Source organism: Ekhidna sp. (genome assembly GCF_965221965.1).
GTDB lineage: Bacteria > Bacteroidota > Bacteroidia > Cytophagales > Cyclobacteriaceae > Ekhidna.
In genome coordinates, this window is record NZ_OZ244926.1 from 232,841 (window position 1) to 255,045 (window position 22,205).

Consider the following 22,205-nt stretch of genomic DNA (forward strand, 5'->3'; position numbering starts at 1 on the left):
ACCTAAGCGCCTTTTTTTGAAAGTAAATCTTCATATACGATTCCTTTTTGCGTTTCTGATTTTGGGCTGTGGGTCGCAAGTGAATGCAGGTTTCTTTCAGGAGCAGGATACCGTAAAAAGTGATACGGTAGGTCCTTACGAGCCGAGTCAAAAACCCACATATCAGCCAAGTTATCGATTCGGAGACCCCTTTTCGTTCAGAAGCTCCAGATCGCCCCTTTTTTTAAGGGACCCATCTCAGGTGGATATGCAGGTGCAATTCAATCCTGATACCACCGCTGAAGATGCCGGTGTTACTTACTCAGTGTATGAAAATATTGGCTCCCTGGATTTTCGTCCGGCCTCCTTCATGACCTTCAATGAGTTTAACCGGTACAATAATTCGCAGCTTAACAGAGAATATTTCAAAGAGCGATCGGCAGGATTGGACGGGGAAAGTGCCGTTAGCGGTAGGAGCTTAATCCCACGACTTTACATCAGCCCGATATTTGACCGGATTTTTGGAGGCAGCTACGTAGATATCCAGCCAAATGGATTTGTGAATCTGGATTTTGGGGCACGCTTCCAGCGGATCGATAACCCTGCCATCCCCTTGCGTCAACAGCGAAATGGCGCATTCAATTTCGATCAGCAGATCAGTATGAACGTCGTTGGTAAGGTCGGTGAAAAATTGGAGATCACGGCCAACTTTGACAACAACAACACCTTCGATTTTCAGAATAACCTGAGGGTTGTTTACACGGGGTATGAGGAAGAAATTATCAAGAAGATCGAAATTGGTAATGTAAGTATGCCAGTGACCAACTCCCTGATGTCTGGGGCGCAATCTCTTTTCGGAATCAAGACAGAGCTGCAATTTGGTAAGCTATATGTGACTACCATTTTATCTCAGCAGCGTAGTAGGCAAGAAAGTCTGGTGATCGAAGGTGGAACGGAGAGTCGACCTTTTGATGTCTGGGCCTCAGATTACGAGGAAAATCGACACTTTTTTCTAGGTCACTTCTTTAGGGACAATTATGAAAAATGGATGTCTACTTTGCCTGAAATTGTTTCAGGACTGAATATTACTCGGGTTGAAGTTTACATTCTCAATCGAAATAATGATACAGAGACAACACGAAATATTGTTGGTTTTATGGATTTGGGAGAAGGTGAGGTTGTTTATAGACCTTCTGTTCTTGGAAACGGACGAGGTGGACCCGCCCGAAATAGGGCCAATGAGCTTTATGAAAGGCTGGTTGTTCAATCAGCCGACGGTGTTGATCAATTCATCAATTCAAATTTTCCAAGTTTTGTTAATGGGACAGATTATGTCAAAGCCACAACAGCGAGAAAACTAGCAGACTCTGAATTCGAGATAAATAGAGAGCTTGGATATATAACATTGAATAGAAGCTTGCAGAGTGATGAAATACTGGCTGTTTCTTATGAGTACACGTATGATGGTTCACCTTACAAAGTCGGAGAGCTAACAGAGGATTATCAAAACAGATCTGATAATGAAGTTATCTATCTCAAATTGTTGCGTCCTAACAAAATAAATACAGATGTCCCAACCTGGGATTTGATGATGAAGAACATATACAATTTAAATGCAGCTCAAATTAGTCAGGAAGGATTTCAGTTAAGAGTAATTTACAGAGACGATAATACGGGTCAGGATAACCCTTCCTTGCATGAAGGCCAAAACCTGAAGAATGAGCCATTGATCGAACTGTTAAAACTGGATCAGTTGAACCTTAACGGGGATAGATTACCGGATGGTAATTTTGACTTTATCCCCGGAAAAACAATCAACACAGAAACTGGTAGTGTTATTTTTCCTGTCCTAGAACCTTTCGGTTCAACCTTAGAGTCTTATTTTCTTGGGAGCGAAGGGAGCCTGGAAGAAAAATACGTTTTCAATGAGCTATATGAGGAGCCAAAAGCAGAAGCTGAGTTAAATGCAACCAAGGATAAATTTTTAATTTCTGGGAAGGTCACTGGGGGGTCTTCATGTGAGTTTTCATTAAGAGGAATAAATGTTGCAGATGGATCTGTGGTTGTGCGAGCAGGCAATACCCTGTTGAATGAGGGTGAGGATTACGATGTAAACTATCAAATTGGAAGAATTACTGTAAGAGATACATGGTGTAGTTCTGGCAAGACGATAAAAGTTGATTATGAGCAAGCTGATCTTTTCAATTTTCAAACAAGAACCCTGACAGGTGCACGATTAGATTATCGTTTTAATGAAAATCTCAATTTAGGTGGGACGATTCTGCACCTAAATGAGAGACCTGGCGGGATTTCCAGGTTCGCAATTGGAAACGAACCATCTAAAAATACAAAATATGGTTTTGATATTAATTATCAGGATGAGTCCCGGTTTTTAACCAAAATGGTGGATGCGATTCCACTCGTTAGCACAAAGGAACCATCTACTGTAACTATTAATGCTGAGTTTGCCCATTTAATACCAGGTACAAGTAATATAGTTGGAGGTGTCGGTACCTCATACATAGACGATTTTGAAAGCGCTATTACCCCAATCAATATAATGGGCTGGCAAGCCTGGAAGCTCTCATCGACACCAGCACCTTTTCCGGAAGCATCGAGCAGAAATCTTGATTATAATTTTCGGAAGGCCAAGATTGCCTGGTACTCTGTTGATAATAGTATTTTCTACCGTGCGGGTGGAAATGCCCGGCCATCCAATATCTCTGATACCGATTTAGAAAATCATTATGAAAGAGCGGTCCTTCCTCAGGAGATTTTCAGACAGAGGGATCAAACCTTGGTTAATTTCAATGAACCCATATTTGATTTGGCATATTTCCCGACCGAGCGGGGACAATACAATTATGATTTCAATTTCGCAAGTGATCCCGTAGCGCAGAGAGCAGAGGTTGAGAGTCATTGGGCCGGTATCACCCGAGCGATCACAAACGAAGTGAATTTTGACAAAACAAATATTGAATATCTGGAGTTTTGGCTATTGGATCCGTTCATTTCTGGAGAAAATGGTGTGGTTAAAGATGGAATTATTAATGGAAATGCTTTGCTTGATGATGATGGAGGTCAGCTTTTCATTAATCTGGGTAGCGTTTCTGAAGACATAGCTCCGGATGATAAGCATGCGTTTGAAAATGGACTTCCGGTGGATGGTGAAATTGGAGATATTACCACCTGGGGTCAAATCACACAGGATCAATATTTGATAAATTTCTTCGAGAACTCTCCCGGTGCAAGAGACAATCAGGATGTTGGTCTTGATGGTCTTTCGGGTGATGATGAAGCACTTATTCCAAACATTAACCCTCCCGGTGGCATAGAGGATATATCAGCTGACGATTTTAGGTATATCCTTGATGGTTTTTATGATCAGCGGGATGCAACGGTTGTGGAACGTTATAAAAGTTGGAATGGTATGGAGAACAATTCACCTATTGCGTCAGGTGGCGGCCAGTTTATCCCAGCATCAACTACCTTACCTGATAACGAAGATTTAAATCAGGATAATACCATTTCCGATGTTGAAGAATATTTTGAATATCAAATTGATCTCGCCCCAAGAAACGGTACATCTGGTGATGGTAATTTAGATCTTAGCGGTCAGAATATCCGTGATTATGTGGTTGATCAAATAGCCAGTGGCAACGGTGAATCAAACTGGTATTTGTTTAGAATTCCTGTTCGTAACCCAAGCGGGCAGGTACAAAGCCCAACATTCAGAAACATTAAGTATATACGTATGTATATGACTGGATTTAGTAGGCCGGTTGTCTTGCGTTTTGCTCAAATGAGGTTAGTTGGCAGTCAGTGGAGAAAATTTGATAGGACTTTGAATACACCTGGCCTGAATGAATTACCCGACACACAAGATTCAGACTTTACAGTGTCTGTAGTAAACATTGAAGAAAACAGCACATCCACTACCGGGGGTGTACGCTATGTTTTACCTCCTGGAGTTGATCGTGACATTGATAATACAACCTCACAAAACGTACGCTTTAATGAGCAGTCTCTTCAAATATGTGTTGAAGATCTTGAAAACAATGACGCTCGTGCAGTCTATAAAAGAGTTTCATACAACCTCATAAATTACGATAGACTCAAAATGTTCCTACATGCTGAAACTCTAAATGATGATATGGTTTTAGATGAGGAAGTCACAGCTTTTTTAAGGTTAGGAACTGATTGGGATCAGAATTATTATGAGATTGAAGTTCCTTTGGTGATCACCCTGGATAATGTTTCAGGTAGCTTAGATGATATTCGAAGACAAGTTTGGCCACTAGAAAATGAGATTGATTTTTCAATCAGTGAACTTATTGACCTCAAAACAAGAAGGAATATCAATAATGTTGCAATGTCCAGTATTTATTCCGGACAATCAGCTTCAGGAAAGTATACTTACCGAATTAAGGGAAGGCCTGATATTAGTGACGTCCAGATGCTCATGATTGGCGTTAGAAATCCTGATGACGAAACTGCTTCAGCAAAATCGATATGTATCTGGGCAAATGAATTAAGGGCTACAATCGGAGATTTTGGATCATCCGATGGGTGGGCAGCAAATGCAAGTCTGAGCACTAAACTGGCGGACCTGGGCCGAATAGATGCCTCAACCCAATACAGGTCTATTGGTTTTGGTGGTATTCAAGATAAAGTATCAGCCAGATCAACTGAAGAGATTAAGCAATATGATATTACTGCTAACCTCAATCTTGAAAAGTTTATGCGACCTGATAAAACAGGTCTGGTTGTACCTATGCTTGTTAGTTATGATAAGGAAGTAGTTACTCCAAAGTTTGATCCCTTGGATCCGGACGTGCCACTGGAGGCTTCATTGCAGTCGTTTGATAATGCTGCAGAACGTGAGCGTTATAAAAGAATAGTACAGGATCGCACAACTCGGAGAAGTATAAATTTTACTAATGTGAGAAAGGAAAAGGTAAATCCTGAGTCTCCTAGTAGAATTTATGATATTGAAAATTTCACTTTTAGTTATGCTTATTCAGATAGGCTTACCACCAATGTAAACACAAAGACGTTGCTCAATAAAACCATAAGTGGAGGGTTAACATACAATTTTTCACCCTCCTCCTGGAGTATTGAGCCCTTTGGCAAGTCGGAAAAGTTAACCTCACCGTATTTGCAACTGATTAAGGATTTTAACTTTTCTCCCATTCCGTCCAATTTTTCTTTTTCCACACAGCTTAGAAGGGATTTTACACTTACACAGTTTTATAGTGATGACTTAACTACTGATGGTATTGAACCACTCTATGAGAGGACTTTTTCTTTCGCAAGAAATTATGGATTGCGGTGGGATATCACAAAGGGTCTTGGTCTGACTTACAGTGCTACTGCAAATGCCGTGATCGATGAACCAAGTGAAATCATAGAAGGCGATATTGATACTAAGTCTGAAAGAAAATACATCTGGGATCAAATCTTTTCATTAGGGCGAATGAAGAACTTTAATCAAAGTATCCAGTTGAACTATTCCTTACCACTTGATAAGTTTCCATTTACCGACTGGCTAACTTCAGATGCAAGATATTCAGTAGGCTATGGTTGGACAGCCGGAGCAATTGATCAGGGAGGTGGTCGCTTTCAGGAGAATTCTGATGGAGAAGTGATAGACTTATATTTTGGAAATTTCATTAATAATCAAAGGACAATAGGATTGACCAGTAGGATTGATATGAATAAGGTTTACAACAAGGTTACCTTTCTTAAAAATGCTAACACTCCACCCCCTAAAGGAGAATCAATAAGTCCAGGTAATCAAGCGCTTAGGTTCCTGATGATGCTACAATCAATTAATGGAAGCTATACCATTAACGAGGGTACCTCATTGTCTGGATTCAATCGATCTCCTTTTCTTCTTGGAATGGATAGTAGCTTTCATGCTCCGGGGGTAGCGTTTATTCTTGGAAGCCAGGATTCAGGAATCAAACAAAAAGCCGTTCGCAATGATTGGCTGGTAAAAAATGAATCGCTAACCTCTCCTTTTAGACAATCGTATGGAACAGATATAGATATTCAGGCTGACCTTGAGCCCCTGAAGGATCTTAGAATTCAACTAACCTGGAACAGAGGACTAAACAATCAATATCAGGAGATATTTAGGTTTGATGGTGAAGGTGGTTTTGAAACATTGACTCCATCAAGGAGCGGAAGCTATTCCGTCTCTTTCCTTTCCATAAAAACAGCCTTTCAAAAAGATGGAAATGATAACTTTTCCGAAGCATTTGCTCAGTTTGAACGAAACATAGACATAGTCAGACAAAGATTAGACAGAGAAAATCCAAATATTGATTTATCGGATCCAAATGATACTATTCGTTATAATCCATTTTCTCAAGATGTGCTAATACCATCCTTTATTGCGGCATATTCAGGTAAGAATATAAACAGCAATAGTTTATCGCCTTTTCCCAAAACACCACTTCCAAATTGGCGGGTAGACTACACAGGCTTGATAAATATTCCAGCACTATCCGAACTGTTTTCATCATTTACGATTTCTCATGGCTATAATTCAACTTACAGTGTCTCAAGCTTTACGAACTCGCTCAACTACGGAGAAGATTTTATAGGGTTGCAAAACGATATCTTGGATTATCCATTGGCTCAAGCAGACGACAGTACCGGAAGGCTTGTGCCTGTTTATATCATTAATCAAGTGATGATATCCGAGCAGTTTGTTCCTCTGATTGGGTTCAATATTCGAACGAAGAATAACATTTCTACCCGTCTGGAATTCAGAAAAAGTAGAAACCTGTCCCTTAATATGTCCAACGCTCAGGTGACAGAAACCACCAATAATGATGTTACATTAGACATTGGATATTCAAAGGTAGGTTTTAAACTCCCATGGAGGTGGCAGGGACGTACACTTACCCTGGAAAATGATTTGACCATGAGAGTTGCTGCTTCGGTGCGCGATAGCAAGACTGTACAACGAAAAATTGATGATCGGGCAACCATCACGAATGGAAACCTTACCTGGCAAATCCGACCGACAATCACGTATAAAATCAACAATCAGCTAGACTTTACTTTCTACATGGAACGTAATGTGACAGACCCAAAAGTTTTAAGCTCCTATAAGCGTGCGACAACCGCCTTTGGAATTCAGCTAAGATTTGGGCTCGCACAGTAGCGCAGTTCATTTCAAAACCTTATTTTTGACGCCCGATATAAAATTCAAAAAAGCAGATGAACATTCCATCAGATTTACACTATACCAAAGATCACGAATGGGTTAAAATAGAAGGTGATATCGCTACTGTTGGTGTCACCGATTTCGCCCAGGGTGAATTGGGGGATATCGTTTATGTAGAAATAGAAACCGAAGGCGAATCACTTGATGCCGGAGAGGTTTTCGGAACGGTAGAAGCAGTTAAAACAGTTTCAGATCTATTTATGCCTGTTTCCGGTGAGGTAATAGAAGTCAATGGCGACCTGGAGTCCAACCCTGAGGTGGTCAATTCTGATCCCTATGGAGATGGCTGGATGATAAAGATCAAGATTTCAGACAAAGGAGATCACCTGATTTCTGCCGAAGATTATAAGGCAGAAGTAGGGGGTTAAGAAATTTTGGAATGTTTTTTGTTTGATATTAGTAAATACCCTCGTCCTTTTGGTATATAAAAATTGAAGGACATATATTTGATGTTCAACTTCACAAAAGAAGGAATATGGAACCTAAAAAGAATCCGAAAATAGACCTTTCGAGACAGTCAGGAATGTTCCTGAATATTGGAATGGCTTTAAGTTTATTAATTGTGATAGTAGCTTTCGAATGGAAGACCTATGACGATTCAGGTCTGATGGACCTGGGCAATGTAGATGATGATTTTGAAGATATCATCGATATTCCACCAACGGAGCAACCACCTCCACCACCACCAAAAGTTCAAATACCTGAGATCATTGAGGTTCCTGATGAGGAAGAAATTGAGGAAGAGATCGAAGTTGAATTGGACGTTGAGGTAACAGAGGAAACTGTTGTTGAAGAAATCGTATTCGAAGAAGCTCCTGAGGAAGAAGCTGTGGATGAGATTTTCACTATTGTGGAAGAATCCGCAACATTTCCTGGTGGAATTGAGGCTTTTTACGAGTACCTCGGTAAAGAACTAAAGTATCCAAGACAAGCCCAGCGAATGGGTATAGAAGGGCGAGTATTCGTTCAATTTGTAGTGGAGAAAGATGGTTCACTTACTGATATTCATGTGGTGAAAGGAATTGGAGCTGGATGTGATGAAGAAGCAGTAAGAGTTTTGAAAAACTCTCCGAAATGGAAGCCTGGTAAGCAACGTGGTAAGCCAGTACGTCAGAAGATGATCCAGAATATTCTGTTCAAATTTGCGAACTAAGAATAGAAGCAAGTTATCAAATCAAGCCTCTTGAAATCTCTGGAGGCTTTTTTTATGTCTGAACTTGTATTTTCTATTGCTAATGTGAGCGTATTACCATTCAGTTTTCTCCATTTCTTTCTTCTTTATTTCGTAAAGTCTCCTGAATTCAATTAATTCATCAGAAGTAAGAAGATTCTCTAGTTGGCTCAATGTATGATCTGCATAATCTGTCAGATTCCAGTCGAGTGCGAATAAGGCATATTCTTTAAGTAGACGAGTGCTGTATGGATTAATTTCGGTAGCATCAACCAATAATTCATAAGCACCAGATGCTCCCCTGCTTTTCAACTCTTTTACTACTGCCAGTACCTGCTCTTCATTAAAAGCATTGAGCCTCCCCAACTTCACAAGCGATGAATCGCTCATGGCCTTCAATTGTGGAATTTCCCTTTGCTTTTTATCAGGAACTGAGTAATCTTCAAGTCGTGATAGAATCTGATTAGCTTGTGATGTTAGCTCCGGATTCTTTTTCAGGCTTTTCAGTAAAGTATTTGGAATATCATCCTTCATACCCATTCTGGCCATCGCTTCCATTTTTCCAAAAAGTGATCGGTTGTGTTTCACTTCTATCGCTTTTTCAAAGAATTCCTTCGATAATTTATATGCTCCCTGATCGAGGGCGAGTTTTCCCATCGCATCTAAATATTCACCCTTGAAGTACTGATGAGCATTGGCTTGTAAGTAATCAAGTGTCAGAAAGGCCTCATTTACCTCACCTTTTTTATAAAGGTGAAGAGCCAGCGCCTTTCTAAGTTTTGAATTGAAAGCCGCATCGGAAGAGCTTTCTAACTCCCTTCTTACCAGTACTTGAAGTGAGTCATGATCAAAAAGATGCAAAGCATTTAATAAATAAGCTTGTCGATGTAAGTGACCCGCCTTGGCAATTCCACTGAATTGAAAACTTAATAGAGTATTGTCTGTCTGTGTAGTAAGAATATTACTTTTCACTCCATAATTACCACGCTTGTAGTCATCAGATATGGAAGATGAGTCTACAATTTCAAGCCTTTTGAAAACGTTCCATTTGTTTACCAGGGGTGCGTTGTTCCATTGATTTGAAGGTGATGCATTTTGAAAGTATTCAAGAGATTTTTCAAAATCATCTTTTTGCATATACAAGACCCCAAGATTGTTTTCCATTTCTCCGCTGGAACGATTCCTCAAAGCTTCCTCATATATTGCCTGTACTTTATTAGGGTTTACTTCAATGTCCAGATTACCATAGTTGACCCACGCATAAGGTGATGGAAAGCGCTGAGCTGCATTATGAAAGTAGGTTTTAGCCGCAAACTCGGCTCCCTTGTTCATCTCATACCATCCAAGGTTGTAATTGGACATGTGGGTGTTATATCCAAGATAGCTGGCCTGCAAGGTGTATTCTTTGGAAAGAAGTACATTGCCTTCTGTTTTTGCTTCTTGAGCCAGGTAATTATAGTATCCGGACCTTAGCAGGTTGTAGGGCTCCTGGCTAGCCAGAAAATAGAAAGCCAATACTGCAAAAAAACCACCCAATCGTGCACTTGCATATGGGAAATTCCGTTCCCTATGGGCAATCTTATATACCTCAAAGCCTTTGATCATAGGGTCTATGAAATTTCCAACGATGTAGAGAAAGAAAAGAGTACCGAATCCGATATGGAAGTATAATATGAAATAATGGAAGGCCTGATACACAGAATCATTGCCTCGGATCATCTGATGAGTCAGAAAAAGAAGGGTGATGATTCCTAAACTCATGGTGATCAGGAATAGCGTTAGACTATCCAGGCTTTTTGACAGAAATGAGGCCTTAAATTTTATGCTCCAGAGTATCAGAAGACAGGATATTGCGAGCAGTATGAATGGGTCAAAAAGGAAAAAGCTGTTTTCGAAAAGCCCTGATTTATTCAGATAGTAAAGGATCAGGTTACCCAGATAAACCAATGAGAGAATAGTGAAATGGATGTGGTTACTCTTCCCCCCTTTACTGGAGGTTACCACATAAAGAATGCTAAAGATGATTTCTTCCGAAATAATGAATAGAAAGATCAACCCACAAATAGTAAAACCAAAAAGAGAATGGGTAATGATGTGGTCTGTAAAGAGTGCTGTTTCTCCAACTCCAAAAAGTAGCCCAACACTCAAAGCAATCATTAATCCCAACCGAACGAGAAAAGGAGTGTTTTTTTTGTATTCATGGAAAGTGACCAGTGGAGTAAGGAATGCAACAAATGGAATCAGGATTACCATCCGATGCTGGATTCCAAAGAGACCGATCTCAAATAGATTAAGTCTGTTTAGAAACAAAGCAAAAAGTGCCGCTGCTACAAAAAAAGCATATCGCTTTAAATATGTTGAGGCGACCATTAATAAGCACAAGGCGAGCCACATTGCAGCAATTAGGGCCTGGTCAGTTTCAATATTTCTTCCTATTTCACTCCCGGAGTAGGTCTCACTCAGTAGGAATTTCTCTCCGGTTATTTCATGGGTTATTAGGTCCGTTTCCAGTGCCCATGCCGGAAATTCGATCACTTCACCTATAGTGGTTACTTCCCAGTTGATTGAATGGTTATAACCGGCCTGATAGCACACAAGCATTGTGATAACGCAAGAGATAAACACTCCTGTGATGAGTTTTTTTGACAATTGATTCACTATTGATTGATCACTTTAGGCACCCTGAAATAGCTTGAGTCATGCTTGGGTGCGTTTTTAAATGTCTTTTCCGAAGGAAGGTGATTTTTTACTGTGTCATCTCTAAACTGGTCGGTCTCGAAGGTCATACCGGTCAGCGGCTCTACCCCATCCGTATCCACCTCCTGCAGTTTGTCCACCCAATCTACCATTTTTTGCAAGTCAGCCACCATTGCACGCTCCTGAACTTCATCAAATTGAAGTTTGGCCAGATTGGCGGTCTTCCTTACTATTTCATTCGTTATTTTCATGTGTTGTCAAATTTAGGCCTCATTCCTTGTATCTGATCAGTTCAGTTTGAATCACACGAAAAACACCCTCCCTTAGTTGCTTGACATGTTCGTCTAATTGTCCTTGTGGCCATATGGGTTCATGGTAGATAATTCGACACTGTCTTCTTCGAATGTTTAGCAAGTCATCATCCGGCAGTATCAGGTAATTGTCTGGTAAGGTTACGGGTATTATTGGCAGGTTATTTTCTGCCGCTAGCTTAAACGCTCCATCTTTAAAACCCACCATGTTCGGGTAATGCTCTAATCGAATACCTCCTTCGGGGAAGAAACCTAAATTGAATCCGTCACTGATTGCTTCCCTCGCCTTCACAAGACTTTGTGCCCGGCTTCTATAGCTGGATCTGTTCACGGTTATATGAAGAGCACGATACATGTATCCGAAAATGGGAATTCTAGCGAGTGAACTTTTCCCCACAAACTTGAAAGACTGTGGAAAGAGACCCAGGATCGGAATGTCTAAATAAGAGAAATGATTAGCACACAGAATGTATTGCTGATCTTTTGCTAACTCAAACCTCCAGTCTTTTCTTACTGGAATAAATGCCATCTTCAAAAAACACCACGCCCATAAACAGTTGATTTTTAGCGCGGTTTTATGGATGGACTTGAATGGCACCATCATAAGTAATGGAATGATAAGCAGGGCGAAGAAAAAGACCATGGAAAAAATGGCCCAGAAGGAATACAAACGTCTTAAAATCATTACTGCCGGTTAGGTGCCTTTTGAGCCACTAAATTAGTCGCAATTTCCAGTCGGTAGAAAAAAAAGCAGCACTCTGTAATTTTTTGATACTTTCGTGCACTAATGATCATAAAACCGAAATCACTGTGAGTTTATTAAAAGTAGAAAACGTAAGTAAATCCTACAGCGCGCATCAGGCCTTGTCTGGTGTGACCATGGAAATCCCGGAAAAAACCATCTTTGGCCTCCTGGGTCCGAATGGTGCAGGTAAAACCACACTCATCCGAATCATCAATCAAATCATTGAAGCCGATCAGGGGGCTATTTTATTCAATGGGGCGCCACTAAATCTGGAGCACATCCGTGAAATCGGATATTTGCCGGAAGAGCGTGGACTCTATAAAAAGATGAAAGTGGGTGAACAGCTTGTTTACCTTGGTCAGCTTCGTGGGTTGTCCATGAAAGAGTCTTCCAAAAGAGGAAAGGCTTGGTGTCAGAAGCTTGATATTTTAGATTGGTGGGGAAAAAAGGTTGAGGATCTTTCGAAAGGTATGGCTCAGAAAATCCAGTTCATCGCTACTGTGATGCATGAACCTAAGCTAATTATCCTTGATGAGCCATTTTCCGGATTCGATCCGGTCAATGCCAACCTGATTAAAGATGAAATTTTGGAGCTGCGTGAGAAAGGAGCCACAATCATATTCTCCACTCACCGAATGGAATCAGTAGAGCAGCTATGTGATCATGTGGCTATGATCAACAAATCAGAAAAAATTCTTGACGGCTCTAAGGTTGAGATCAAAGAGCAGTTCAGAGATGGCACCTATTATGTTGAATATAAAGAAGGTAAGATTAAAGACGGAGAAGGCTTTAAGGTGTTAAACACAGAGGAAATCGGTCGTGGGCTCATGCGCTCCCTGATTCAATATTCCGCTGATGGTAACCCGAATGAACTTCTGAAGGCTTTGATCAGTCAGATTGAGATTCATTCATTTGTTGAGCGCATTCCAAGTATGAATGACATTTTCATCTCCCTAGTAAAGGGAAATCCTGAATTAGTAGAAGCCTAAATCACCTAAAATCACGAGAAATGAATAAGATATTATTAGTAATTCAGCGAGAGTTTATGAGCAGGGTAAAGAAGAAGTCCTTCCTGCTCGCAACGATATTAGTACCAATTCTATTTCCAGCCATTATAGGAGGTATGATCTATTTGGCAATTCAAAATGAGAAAAACAAAGAGCTTGAAGTCATTCACGTGCTTGATGAAAGCTCACTTTTGAAGTTTGAGGATACCGAGAGCTATGATTACCAGCTGGTTGATGGCCCTCTGGATTCAGCCAAAGCCAGATTTAGCAAATCTGATGACTTTGCACTTATTTATATTCCGAAATTTGATATTGATAAACCTGAAGGTGTAAAGTTCTACGCTCACACTTCTCCGGGGGTCAATCTGGTGGATGGATTCGAAAACAAAATTGAAGCACAAATAAGAGATGTCAAGCTAACCAGGTCAGGACTTACTGAAGAACAGCTTGATGAATTAAAAACCTCAGTCCAAATAGAATCATTCAATTTGAGCGAGACAGGAGACGAAAAAAAGAGTGATTCAGGAGTGACGTTTGGAATTGGATACGTGATGGGCTTTTTGATTTACATCTTCCTTTTTGCATATGGTGCCCAGGTGATGCAGGGTGTGATTGAAGAAAAGAATAGCAAAATCGTTGAGGTAATTGTGTCGACTGTTCGACCATTTCACATGATGATAGGAAAAGTGGTTGGCGTTGCTTCTGTTGGAATCTTTCAATTCCTTATTTGGATGGTCTTGATAAGTGTGATTGTATTTGCAGGAATGGCTGCCTTTGGATTGAGCTTAGATCCTGCGGAAACGGCACAAATGATGCAGGAAGCAAACGGTGGTGCTTCGTCCGTTCAAGCCAATGCCAAGGTTCAGGAAATGATGAGCATTATCAATGATATTCCAATCACCAAGATTGTGTTGCTGTTCGTCTTTTTCTTCTTGGGTGGCTATTTATTGTACGGAGCATTGTTTGCTGCTGTAGGTTCTGCTGTAGATACCCCTGCAGATGCCCAGCAATTCATGATGCCGATCATGATGCCAATCATTGTTGCTTTGATGGGATTAATGATGTTTGTATTCCCTGATCCTCACGGTACAATTAGTTTCTGGCTATCGATCATTCCTTTTACTTCGCCTATTGTCATGATGGGTAGAATTGGTTTTGGAGTTCCTGCCTGGGAGATTGCATTGAGTATGGTACTGCTGATCGGTGGATTCCTTTTCACTCTTTGGTTGGCGGGGAGAATTTACCGAATAGGTATACTCATGCATGGAGCGAAGGTGAATTATAAGATCCTTGCCAAGTGGCTCATGCAGAAGAATTAAAATAGATCGCAGATTCCTCGTTATTTTTAAACAAAGGAATCCGGATTGAAGAAAAAATTTCAAGAAGCTACTGGCAACACACTGGCCCCACTACGGCCCCACCTTAAGTGGATCGTAGTGGGGTTTGCTGTTGTAATCAGTTTAGGCTCCATTTGGTATACCAATAGCCTGGTTGAGCAAATTCGTGAGCGGGAGCAGCGGCAGATTGAAATCTATGCCAGCTCATTAGAATTTTTGGCTACTGCCAGTGACAACTTCCTCATGATCTTTGATGAGGTGGTTTCTGCAAACCATACGATACCGGTCATCCTTACAGATATCAATGGGGCTCCTGAATTTCATAGAAACCTTCCGGATGCTGACAGGTTGCAGGGCGAGGAGAAAAAAGCTTATCTCATGAATGAGATGACAAGAATGAAGGAAGAGCGTGAGCCCATCGAAGTGACGCTTACAGATGATGCTGGAAATGAATACGGAACCAAGTTTATTTACTATGAAAATTCCTTTCTTCTAAGACAGCTAAAATATTATCCATATATACAGCTTTCAGTGATTGCGCTATTTGGTGTAATCACCTTTATGATCCTCAATTATTTAAGACGAGTGGAACAGGATCACGTATGGGTAGGTCTTGCTAAGGAAACCGCTCACCAGCTTGGAACGCCATTGTCTTCGTTGATGGCATGGTCAGAGTATTTCAAAGGCCTTTATCCGGATCAAAATGAGGCCTTACTGGAGTTTGATAAGGATGTAGATCGGCTACAGGTCATAACCGATCGGTTTTCCAGTATTGGAAGTGAACCACAATTGACGAGGCTGAATATTGTGGATACAATTGACGAAATCGTCATTTATTTACAAAAGCGACTATCGACTAAAATTCAACTGACAGTGACAGCATTTCCGAATAGGGAAATTGAAGCCAGAATTCATCAATCTCTTTTTGCCTGGGTGATTGAAAACCTGTGCAAGAATGCAGCAGATGCGATGGATGGAAAAGGATCTATTAACATCAATATTTTACGCGCGAATGAAGGAAGGATTGCCGTAGATGTGAAGGATACAGGAAAAGGAATCCCCAAATCAAAAATCAATCGTGTTTTTCGTCCAGGATACACATCAAAAAAGCGTGGGTGGGGACTGGGCCTTACACTTGCAAAACGGATAATCGAGCAATATCATCAAGGGAAGATTTTCGTGAAACAGTCTGAAATGAACAAGGGGACAACTTTCCGAATTTACCTGAATGGATGATACCTTCTGTACAAGAGGAAGATGAAAATAAAAGATATAATTGATGCCGTTATCAATGCTTTATTATTTCTTTTTGATAATTTTTCAGAATTCCCTTTTACTATGAATCCAGCCCAATAGTATGGATGAGCAAATTGGCCATTGTTACGTTTTATCAGCTCAAGTTTTGAGATTCTTAATGATTCATCAATTCTTTTCCCATTACTAATTTGCTTGTAGAAACCACCCATGAGGAGAGTTGTACTCATATCGTTTATCTTCCACAATGACATCACAATACATTCAACACCAGCGTAGAAAAATGCTCTCGTTAAACTGACCACACCTTCTCCATTTATATATTCTCCCACTCCGGTTTCGCAAGCACTTAGGACGAGTAGACTATTGGATGTTTTCAGTTTGTAGATATCTCTCACACTAAGTCTATCTTCATTGGGGGATTTAGAAAAAAGAAGATAAGATTCAAGAGGATCTTGAGCGTTCATGAAACCGTGTCCCAAAAAGTGAACTTGAGAATGCTTTGGAGCTTTATCAAGGAAGTTAACAATAGTGGCTTTCTTGGAAACATATGATGTAGTTCCTATTGATTTATTGATCTGTTTTATCTCTTCGCTAGCCCAAGGAAGTGGAAAGTTTTCGTATTCCGGACTAAAAACCAAAACATCAGTCTTGGAAGGTTTGTTTTTTTTTGTTAGAAACTTTCTAGTTACCGCATTTTCATATATTACAGAGTGATTTTTTATTAAGTAATTTAAATCTGTATAGGTTGATGCACTGTTATTCTTATCAATCACAAGTGCTTCAAATGGTAGGTAGTGTAAAGCTTTATCAGGATAAATTATGAGATTCTTACTTTCGATATGCTGTGACATTGGGAGTAGAAGTTTCTGATGGATTTTAAAAGCCAAATCTTGATATTTCTGAACCTCATCAGTTGTGTGATCTGGTTGACTTATCATCGAAAGAAATGAGCTCAAATCAGACTCAGCATTTTCCCAATCAACAGGAATAATACCGTAATCATTTTGCGTTAGAAAAGTAATCCATATCTTTTCTCCCACCCATATATACCTGATTAAAATCTGATCTTCACCGATAGTGGATTTGGCTGTTGAAAGTATTTCATTTGTTGGACCATATCTAATATTGAAATAATTAGGATTCTGTATTTTGAGCTGGTCCAGGAAAGTAATTTTGTCTCTCTTTAGCTTATTTAATTCCGATGTTATTTGGTCTTCTGAACTAGAATCATTTCTTAGGGAGTTTGATAGGTGACCAATTGATTGGTCCAAGCTATTAATCCGATGTTTAAGGTCTGCATTGAGTATTGATTTTTTAGTATTTCTGAATTCGAGTTCTCTGATAAGTTTTTTATTTTGATTGATTTCTTGGAGTTTAAAGACAAGTGGGAAAATTGATTCATTGTCCAAATTTGAATGTAATAGTAGGCTGATTAATTCTTCTTGCAGATTGATTAATTGAAGCAAATCATTATCATTTATAACCTCTAGGTCGAATCGGTCTCGCCATTTCATAAAAACCTCACATAATTCGAGTGTTTCTTGACTATCTGGATTTCTTTGTATTTCCAGTTGCAATCTCAAAACAAGGGTTTTTAGAATCAAAGGAATTGAGTAGACATTTTCACTCGGCAGAGGGTATTTACCATAATCACATCTTCCCATACAATTATTTTCTAAAGACTTCTGGATATAGAGTTTTGAGGAGTCATAACTATTCATCCTAAAAAAAACATTAGCTATTTCTAGTTCGACAGCTGCTTGACTGAATCTATTTACGTTTTTATGGTTTCTAAGTCTTAAATATGCCTTTTTGTACGCTCTTAGTGATTCAGAAAAGTTCGATAGTTCAGATTTTATGTCTCCAAGCTTACGATCAAGCAAAATCATGTAATTTGAAAAGTCGGTTTCTTGATTTTCAGTTATGTGGTAGGCAGAAAGTAAGTGGAATAATGCGGAATCATACTGACCTATCTGGTAAAATGTCTCTGATATTGAATAATGGTTGTATGCACTCGTTATATGGTTCCTATCGTATTTTTGAGATTCTATTGCCTTAATCTCCCTCAGAAGCATTAAGGCGTCATTTAATTTTCCTAAATCTCTTTTTACTAGTGCCATCTCAAACATCGAATTAAGGATTTGCTGGTCATTAAGATCAAGGTTAAATGACTTGATAATGGAATCATTTTTAGATATTTCATCAAATGCCTCTTCTATTCTGTAGATCTTTCTTAACTCAGAAGATTTGTTAGTGTTGATGGATATATGAGTGTATGCATTGTTTGCATTTACCTCTCCTACTAGGGTAAGGGCTTTATTATAGCTGTATATTGAACTGTCTACAAGACCCATGGAATTGTAGCTTAAACCAAGTGACCAATAGCACGGAATGCCCAATTTTTCTTCGACCTTCTTATTATTCATTAGTCGAGCTAACTTTACATAATAGTTTTTGCTACTATCATACCGATAAGTAATGAAGTAGCTATTTCCAATATTCCCATATATTCTCGCCAACTGTACACTGTCCGAATAATTATTTTTAAAGTAGGTTTTTAATGCTTCTTTTAAGAAGGCTATGGATTCAGGATTATAGTCTGCTACAAGTCGTGCTCCTTTAGTCATATTCAATAAGTAGCTTATGGTGTCTGATTTAATACCAAATGAGGTGATTAAGCTGTCAACAACCGTTAGAACTTTCAGCGACTCCTCGATATTCCTTCTTTTAACAAAATGGTTAGCAACTTTTAAATAATTAAAAATTGCTGAATCAATCTCACCTTCCTTTATCTGCAGTGAGATTAACTGGATAGCACGGTCAGGGTTGTTGTTTTGCAATGCCGTTTCCGTAGAATTTTCATTGCTTTGACTTTGTAGGAGAGAGTTTAATCCAATAAAAAAATAAAAGATTAAAATATTTTTTTTCATTACGCTGGAACAAATGGATTGCTAATGCAATAAACACTCAAATAAATTTTAAACAAAACATTAAGAAAATGAGAAAATCGAATTCACTGTTTTTTGTGCTGATGTTTATGATGACTGTTAGTTATTCACAAAGACCTATTCCTGTTAATCCAGGGCCATCTGACTGTTATAATGTGACCAATATGTTATGGACAACAACACCATGGGTAAATGAGATTAATATATCTGTAACAGATATCAATATAACATTCAATACCAATGAAGTGTGTGGAGCAACTAGCTATACATGGACGGTTGGTAATGATGCCAGCATCACTTCTAATGGCCCAAGTATTACCTTGGATGGAGGTGATCTTTTGTGGTTGCCAGCTGGTGGATGCGATGATTACAATGATAATTGGACATCAAGCAATCCTCTATTCAACCCTGATTACCCAGGTGGGTGGTCCGGACAGTACCCTACCGGTACCTATCACACAACTCTTTCTGTAAGATCGAATTTAACTTCTGCAGCTACAGTAAATCTTAATATATCAGGAGCTGAGTTCTGTTCATCAGGGACTGGAAACAGTGGCCCAGGTATAGGTGGATAATTACGTTTTAATTATAAAGTATGAAGGATATTTCTTTCAGAAAGGGAATAAAAGGGGCTCAATATTGAGCCCCTTTGTTATTTTCGATTTCGAAAATGTTAATTCGTGATTGATCAACAGAACTGGAACCGAAAGTATATTGAAAGAATTTATGATGAATGCTACCCCGTAATATCTAATTGGATAAGAAGAAATTCAGGAAGTGAACGAGATGCAGAGGATGTTTTTCAGGACACTTTGGTTGTTGTTTATCAAAAATTTAAAGAGACATCATTTAGTCTCGATTGTAAACTATCCACTTTTATATTTTCTATAGCAAAAAAGTTGTGGCTGAACAGATTAAGGACAAAAGGACGTTTGGTGTATTCTGATTTTTCTATAGAAGGAACAATCTCAGAACGTGATGAAAAACAATCGAACTCCATTATAGAAGATGCAGAAGTACAAGTAATCTATAAAAAACATTTTAGTAGATTATCTAAAGAGTGTCAGGAGATTCTAAACTACTTTTTTAATGGTATGAGTATGAAAGAGATTGTTATTAAAATGAGATATGAAAATGATGGTCTCGCAAGAAAAAGAAAATTCAGATGTAAGAATGAATTGGTTAAGATGGTAAAGTCTGACTCACAATATCAAGAACTATTGAGTAATTAGTAAGTATGATAGAAGAAGAAAAAATACTTAAGTATCTCAGAGGACTGATGAGTGAATCAGAGCAATTGGAATTTGAAAGCCGATTGTCCAATAATAAGGAATTGGAAGAATTTGTGGAACATAGTCGAAGGATCATGCAAATTGTTGATTCGGATACACAAGCATTTGGACAAGTGGTGAGATCTGTTATAAATACCAAAAAAGAAAACAAATCTTGGTCACCTATTTGGATAGCCGCTTCTATCTTGATGATCATTTCTTTTGCTTCCTACTATCTATTTGTGCCAACCCCAACATTAAATCAGTTAGTTGAAAATTACCTTGAGCCTTATCCGGATGTTGTTACTAATAGATCAGACGAACAGAAGCCTGATTTAACCTCTTATAATAGGGGTGAGTATCAGGAAGCCATTGATGTTCTACAATATTCGCTAGATAATAATCAGTTAGTTGTTAGTCTTTACTTGGGAGTTTCTTACCTGATGATTAATGAAAACGAGCAGGCTCTTGAAATCCTGAATTCTGTCCCCTTTGAAGATACTCAGTTTGAGGATGACTTTCTATGGTATCAAAGCCTTGCACTTATAAGAATTGGTAATGCAAATGAGGCTAGGAACCGATTAGAGAAGCTTAATAGAGGCTCATCTAACTATAAAAGTAAGTCGTCTATCTTGCTTGATAATTTGCGTGAGTAATAGTCTTAATTTCTTAGAAATTTCCCTTAATTTCGCACCAAATTTCAAACAACCCCATTAATATAACCACAAGAATAATGGCAAATACAGGTAAGGTTACCCAGGTTATTGGTCCGGTAGTAGACGTTAGCTTCAGTGCTGAAGGATCAAAACTTCCAAACATCATGGACGCACTAAAAGTGACTCGTCCGGACGGCACAGAAGTAATTTTGGAGGTGCAGCAGCACCTGGGAGAAGAATCAGTGCGAACCATCGCGATGGAAGGAACTGATGGCTTGAAGAGAGGAACTGAAGTAATTGACCTCAAAGCTCCGATTAAAATGCCTACAGGTGAGGCGATCAAGGGACGACTTTTTAATGTAGTTGGAGGCGCAATTGATGGAATGGAAGAGGTTGATAATTCTAATGGTCTTCCAATACACAGATCAGCTCCCCCATTTGAGGATCTATCTACTTCAACTGAAGTACTTTTCACCGGTATTAAAGTAATCGACCTCATCGAGCCGTATGCCAAAGGAGGTAAGATTGGTTTGTTTGGTGGTGCGGGTGTTGGTAAAACCGTATTGATTCAGGAGTTGATCAACAACATCGCAAAAGGACACGGTGGTTTGTCTGTATTTGCAGGTGTGGGTGAAAGAACAAGGGAAGGAAATGATCTTCTTCGTGAGATGATTGAAGCTGGAATTATTGATTACGGCGATGAATTCAGAAAATCAATGGAAGAAGGCGGATGGGATTTATCTAAAGTTGATAAAAACAAACTAAAAGATTCAAAGGCGACATTTGTATTCGGACAGATGAATGAGCCACCAGGTGCACGTGCACGTGTAGCACTTTCTGGTTTGACCGTTGCTGAGCACTTCAGAGATGGAGACGGTGAAGGAAAAGGTAAAGACATTCTTTTCTTCGTAGATAATATTTTCCGATTTACACAGGCTGGTTCTGAGGTTTCCGCACTTCTTGGTCGTATGCCGTCAGCTGTGGGTTATCAGCCAACGCTTGCAACTGAGATGGGACTGATGCAGGAGAGAATTACTTCAACCAAGCGAGGATCAATTACATCTGTACAGGCTGTTTACGTACCTGCGGATGACTTGACTGACCCTGCACCGGCTACAACATTCTCTCACCTGGATGCAACAACGGTACTTTCAAGAAAGATAGCTGAGCTAGGTATCTATCCGGCAGTGGATCCATTGGATTCAACTTCTCGAATTTTGAGTGCAGATATTTTGGGTGCTGAGCACTATGATTGTGCGCAGCGAGTGAAAGAGATCCTTCAGCGATACAAAGAACTTCAGGATATCATCGCCATCCTTGGTATGGACGAGCTTTCTGATGAAGATAAGGAAGTGGTGCACAGAGCTAGAAGGGTACAACGATTCCTATCTCAGCCATTCCACGTTGCAGAGCAGTTTACAGGTCTTCAGGGAGTGCTTGTAGATATCAAGGATACCATCAAAGGGTTTAACATGATCATGGATGGTGAGCTTGATCACCTACCGGAAGCAGCATTCAACCTTGTAGGCACCATCGAGCAGGCAATCGAGAAAGGTGAGAAATTGATGGCTGAGGCTAACGCTTAA

14 protein-coding genes are annotated in these 22,205 nt (G+C 39.5%); 10 read left to right on the plus strand and 4 right to left on the minus strand.

The window, feature by feature from the left end:
- Positions 1 to 16: 16 nt before the first annotated feature.
- The 3 genes from sprA to ACOQON_RS01185 all read left to right on the plus strand — a co-directional run bounded on the left by sprA (position 17) and on the right by ACOQON_RS01185 (position 8,372).
- The gene (gene sprA / locus ACOQON_RS01175) at positions 17 to 7,156 is read left to right on the plus strand and encodes a cell surface protein SprA (RefSeq protein ID WP_420577100.1); all 7,140 of its coding nucleotides are present in this window, start codon (positions 17 to 19) and stop codon (positions 7,154 to 7,156) included.
- Positions 7,157 to 7,212: 56 nt separating this feature from the next.
- Positions 7,213 to 7,587, plus strand: coding sequence for a glycine cleavage system protein GcvH (gene gcvH, locus ACOQON_RS01180; protein ID WP_420577101.1), 375 nt, complete (start codon positions 7,213 to 7,215; stop codon positions 7,585 to 7,587).
- 107 nt (positions 7,588 to 7,694) lie between these two features.
- On the plus strand, positions 7,695 to 8,372 hold the full coding sequence (locus ACOQON_RS01185) for an energy transducer TonB (RefSeq protein WP_420577102.1): 678 nt from the start codon (positions 7,695 to 7,697) through the stop codon (positions 8,370 to 8,372).
- Positions 8,373 to 8,465: 93 nt separating this feature from the next.
- Here the strand turns inward: ACOQON_RS01185 and ACOQON_RS01190 are convergent, their stop codons facing one another.
- From ACOQON_RS01190 to ACOQON_RS01200, 3 genes are read right to left on the minus strand one after another with little or no spacing between them, the layout of a single operon-like run.
- Positions 8,466 to 11,039 (minus strand): hypothetical protein, encoded by a 2,574-nt coding sequence (locus ACOQON_RS01190; protein ID WP_420577103.1) that lies wholly within the window; start codon positions 11,037 to 11,039, stop codon positions 8,466 to 8,468.
- Between the two features lie 8 nt (positions 11,040 to 11,047).
- Positions 11,048 to 11,338 (minus strand): Asp-tRNA(Asn)/Glu-tRNA(Gln) amidotransferase subunit GatC, encoded by a 291-nt coding sequence (gatC, locus tag ACOQON_RS01195; RefSeq protein WP_420577104.1) that lies wholly within the window; start codon positions 11,336 to 11,338, stop codon positions 11,048 to 11,050.
- Between the two features lie 19 nt (positions 11,339 to 11,357).
- Entirely contained in the window at positions 11,358 to 12,083 is a 726-nt protein-coding gene (locus ACOQON_RS01200; RefSeq protein ID WP_420577105.1) for a lysophospholipid acyltransferase family protein, read from the minus strand.
- A 125-nt stretch (positions 12,084 to 12,208) separates the two neighbouring features.
- On the opposite strand from ACOQON_RS01200, the gene ACOQON_RS01205 reads away from it, so the two are divergent.
- Genes ACOQON_RS01205 through ACOQON_RS01215 form a run of 3 tightly spaced genes read left to right on the plus strand, consistent with a single transcriptional unit; the run spans position 12,209 to position 15,723 of the window.
- Positions 12,209 to 13,132, plus strand: a complete 924-nt coding sequence (locus ACOQON_RS01205; protein ID WP_420577106.1) for an ABC transporter ATP-binding protein — start codon at positions 12,209 to 12,211, stop codon at positions 13,130 to 13,132.
- Between the two features lie 20 nt (positions 13,133 to 13,152).
- Entirely contained in the window at positions 13,153 to 14,469 is a 1,317-nt protein-coding gene (locus ACOQON_RS01210; protein WP_420577107.1) for an ABC transporter permease, read from the plus strand.
- 45 nt (positions 14,470 to 14,514) lie between these two features.
- Entirely contained in the window at positions 14,515 to 15,723 is a 1,209-nt protein-coding gene (locus ACOQON_RS01215; RefSeq protein ID WP_420577108.1) for a sensor histidine kinase, read from the plus strand.
- Here the strand turns inward: ACOQON_RS01215 and ACOQON_RS01220 are convergent.
- Complete coding sequence (locus ACOQON_RS01220; protein WP_420577109.1) at positions 15,708 to 18,674, minus strand: CHAT domain-containing protein; 2,967 nt, start codon at positions 18,672 to 18,674, stop codon at positions 15,708 to 15,710. The two genes, ACOQON_RS01215 and ACOQON_RS01220, sit on opposite strands and share 16 nt — an antisense overlap.
- Before the next feature lie 182 nt (positions 18,675 to 18,856).
- Between ACOQON_RS01220 and ACOQON_RS01225 the strand changes: the two genes are divergently transcribed.
- From ACOQON_RS01225 to atpD, 4 genes are all read left to right on the plus strand, one after another.
- Positions 18,857 to 19,267 carry a hypothetical protein gene (locus ACOQON_RS01225; protein WP_420577110.1) on the plus strand — a complete coding sequence of 137 codons (411 nt, stop codon included), beginning with the start codon at positions 18,857 to 18,859 and terminating at the stop codon, positions 19,265 to 19,267.
- Positions 19,268 to 19,372: 105 nt separating this feature from the next.
- Positions 19,373 to 19,924, plus strand: a complete 552-nt coding sequence (locus tag ACOQON_RS01230) for an RNA polymerase sigma factor (protein WP_420577111.1) — start codon at positions 19,373 to 19,375, stop codon at positions 19,922 to 19,924.
- Between the two features lie 5 nt (positions 19,925 to 19,929).
- Entirely contained in the window at positions 19,930 to 20,619 is a 690-nt protein-coding gene (locus ACOQON_RS01235; protein WP_420577112.1) for a tetratricopeptide repeat protein, read from the plus strand.
- Between the two features lie 77 nt (positions 20,620 to 20,696).
- On the plus strand, positions 20,697 to 22,205 hold the full coding sequence (gene atpD, locus ACOQON_RS01240) for a F0F1 ATP synthase subunit beta (protein WP_420577113.1): 1,509 nt from the start codon (positions 20,697 to 20,699) through the stop codon (positions 22,203 to 22,205).

Bases quoted from the DNA above. Each gene is read 5' to 3' on its own strand.
- atpD (WP_420577113.1), top strand. From the start codon at position 20,697: ATGGCAAATACAGGTAAGGTTACCCAGGTTATTGGTCCGGTAGTAGAC.
- ACOQON_RS01220 (WP_420577109.1), bottom strand. From the start codon at position 18,674: ATGAAAAAAAATATTTTAATCTTTTATTTTTTTATTGGATTAAACTCT.
- ACOQON_RS01185 (WP_420577102.1), top strand. From the start codon at position 7,695: ATGGAACCTAAAAAGAATCCGAAAATAGACCTTTCGAGACAGTCAGGA.
- gatC (WP_420577104.1), bottom strand. From the start codon at position 11,338: ATGAAAATAACGAATGAAATAGTAAGGAAGACCGCCAATCTGGCCAAA.
- ACOQON_RS01200 (WP_420577105.1), bottom strand. From the start codon at position 12,083: ATGATTTTAAGACGTTTGTATTCCTTCTGGGCCATTTTTTCCATGGTC.
- ACOQON_RS01235 (WP_420577112.1), top strand. From the start codon at position 19,930: ATGATAGAAGAAGAAAAAATACTTAAGTATCTCAGAGGACTGATGAGT.
- gcvH (WP_420577101.1), top strand. From the start codon at position 7,213: ATGAACATTCCATCAGATTTACACTATACCAAAGATCACGAATGGGTT.
- ACOQON_RS01210 (WP_420577107.1), top strand. From the start codon at position 13,153: ATGAATAAGATATTATTAGTAATTCAGCGAGAGTTTATGAGCAGGGTA.
- ACOQON_RS01225 (WP_420577110.1), top strand. From the start codon at position 18,857: ATGTTATGGACAACAACACCATGGGTAAATGAGATTAATATATCTGTA.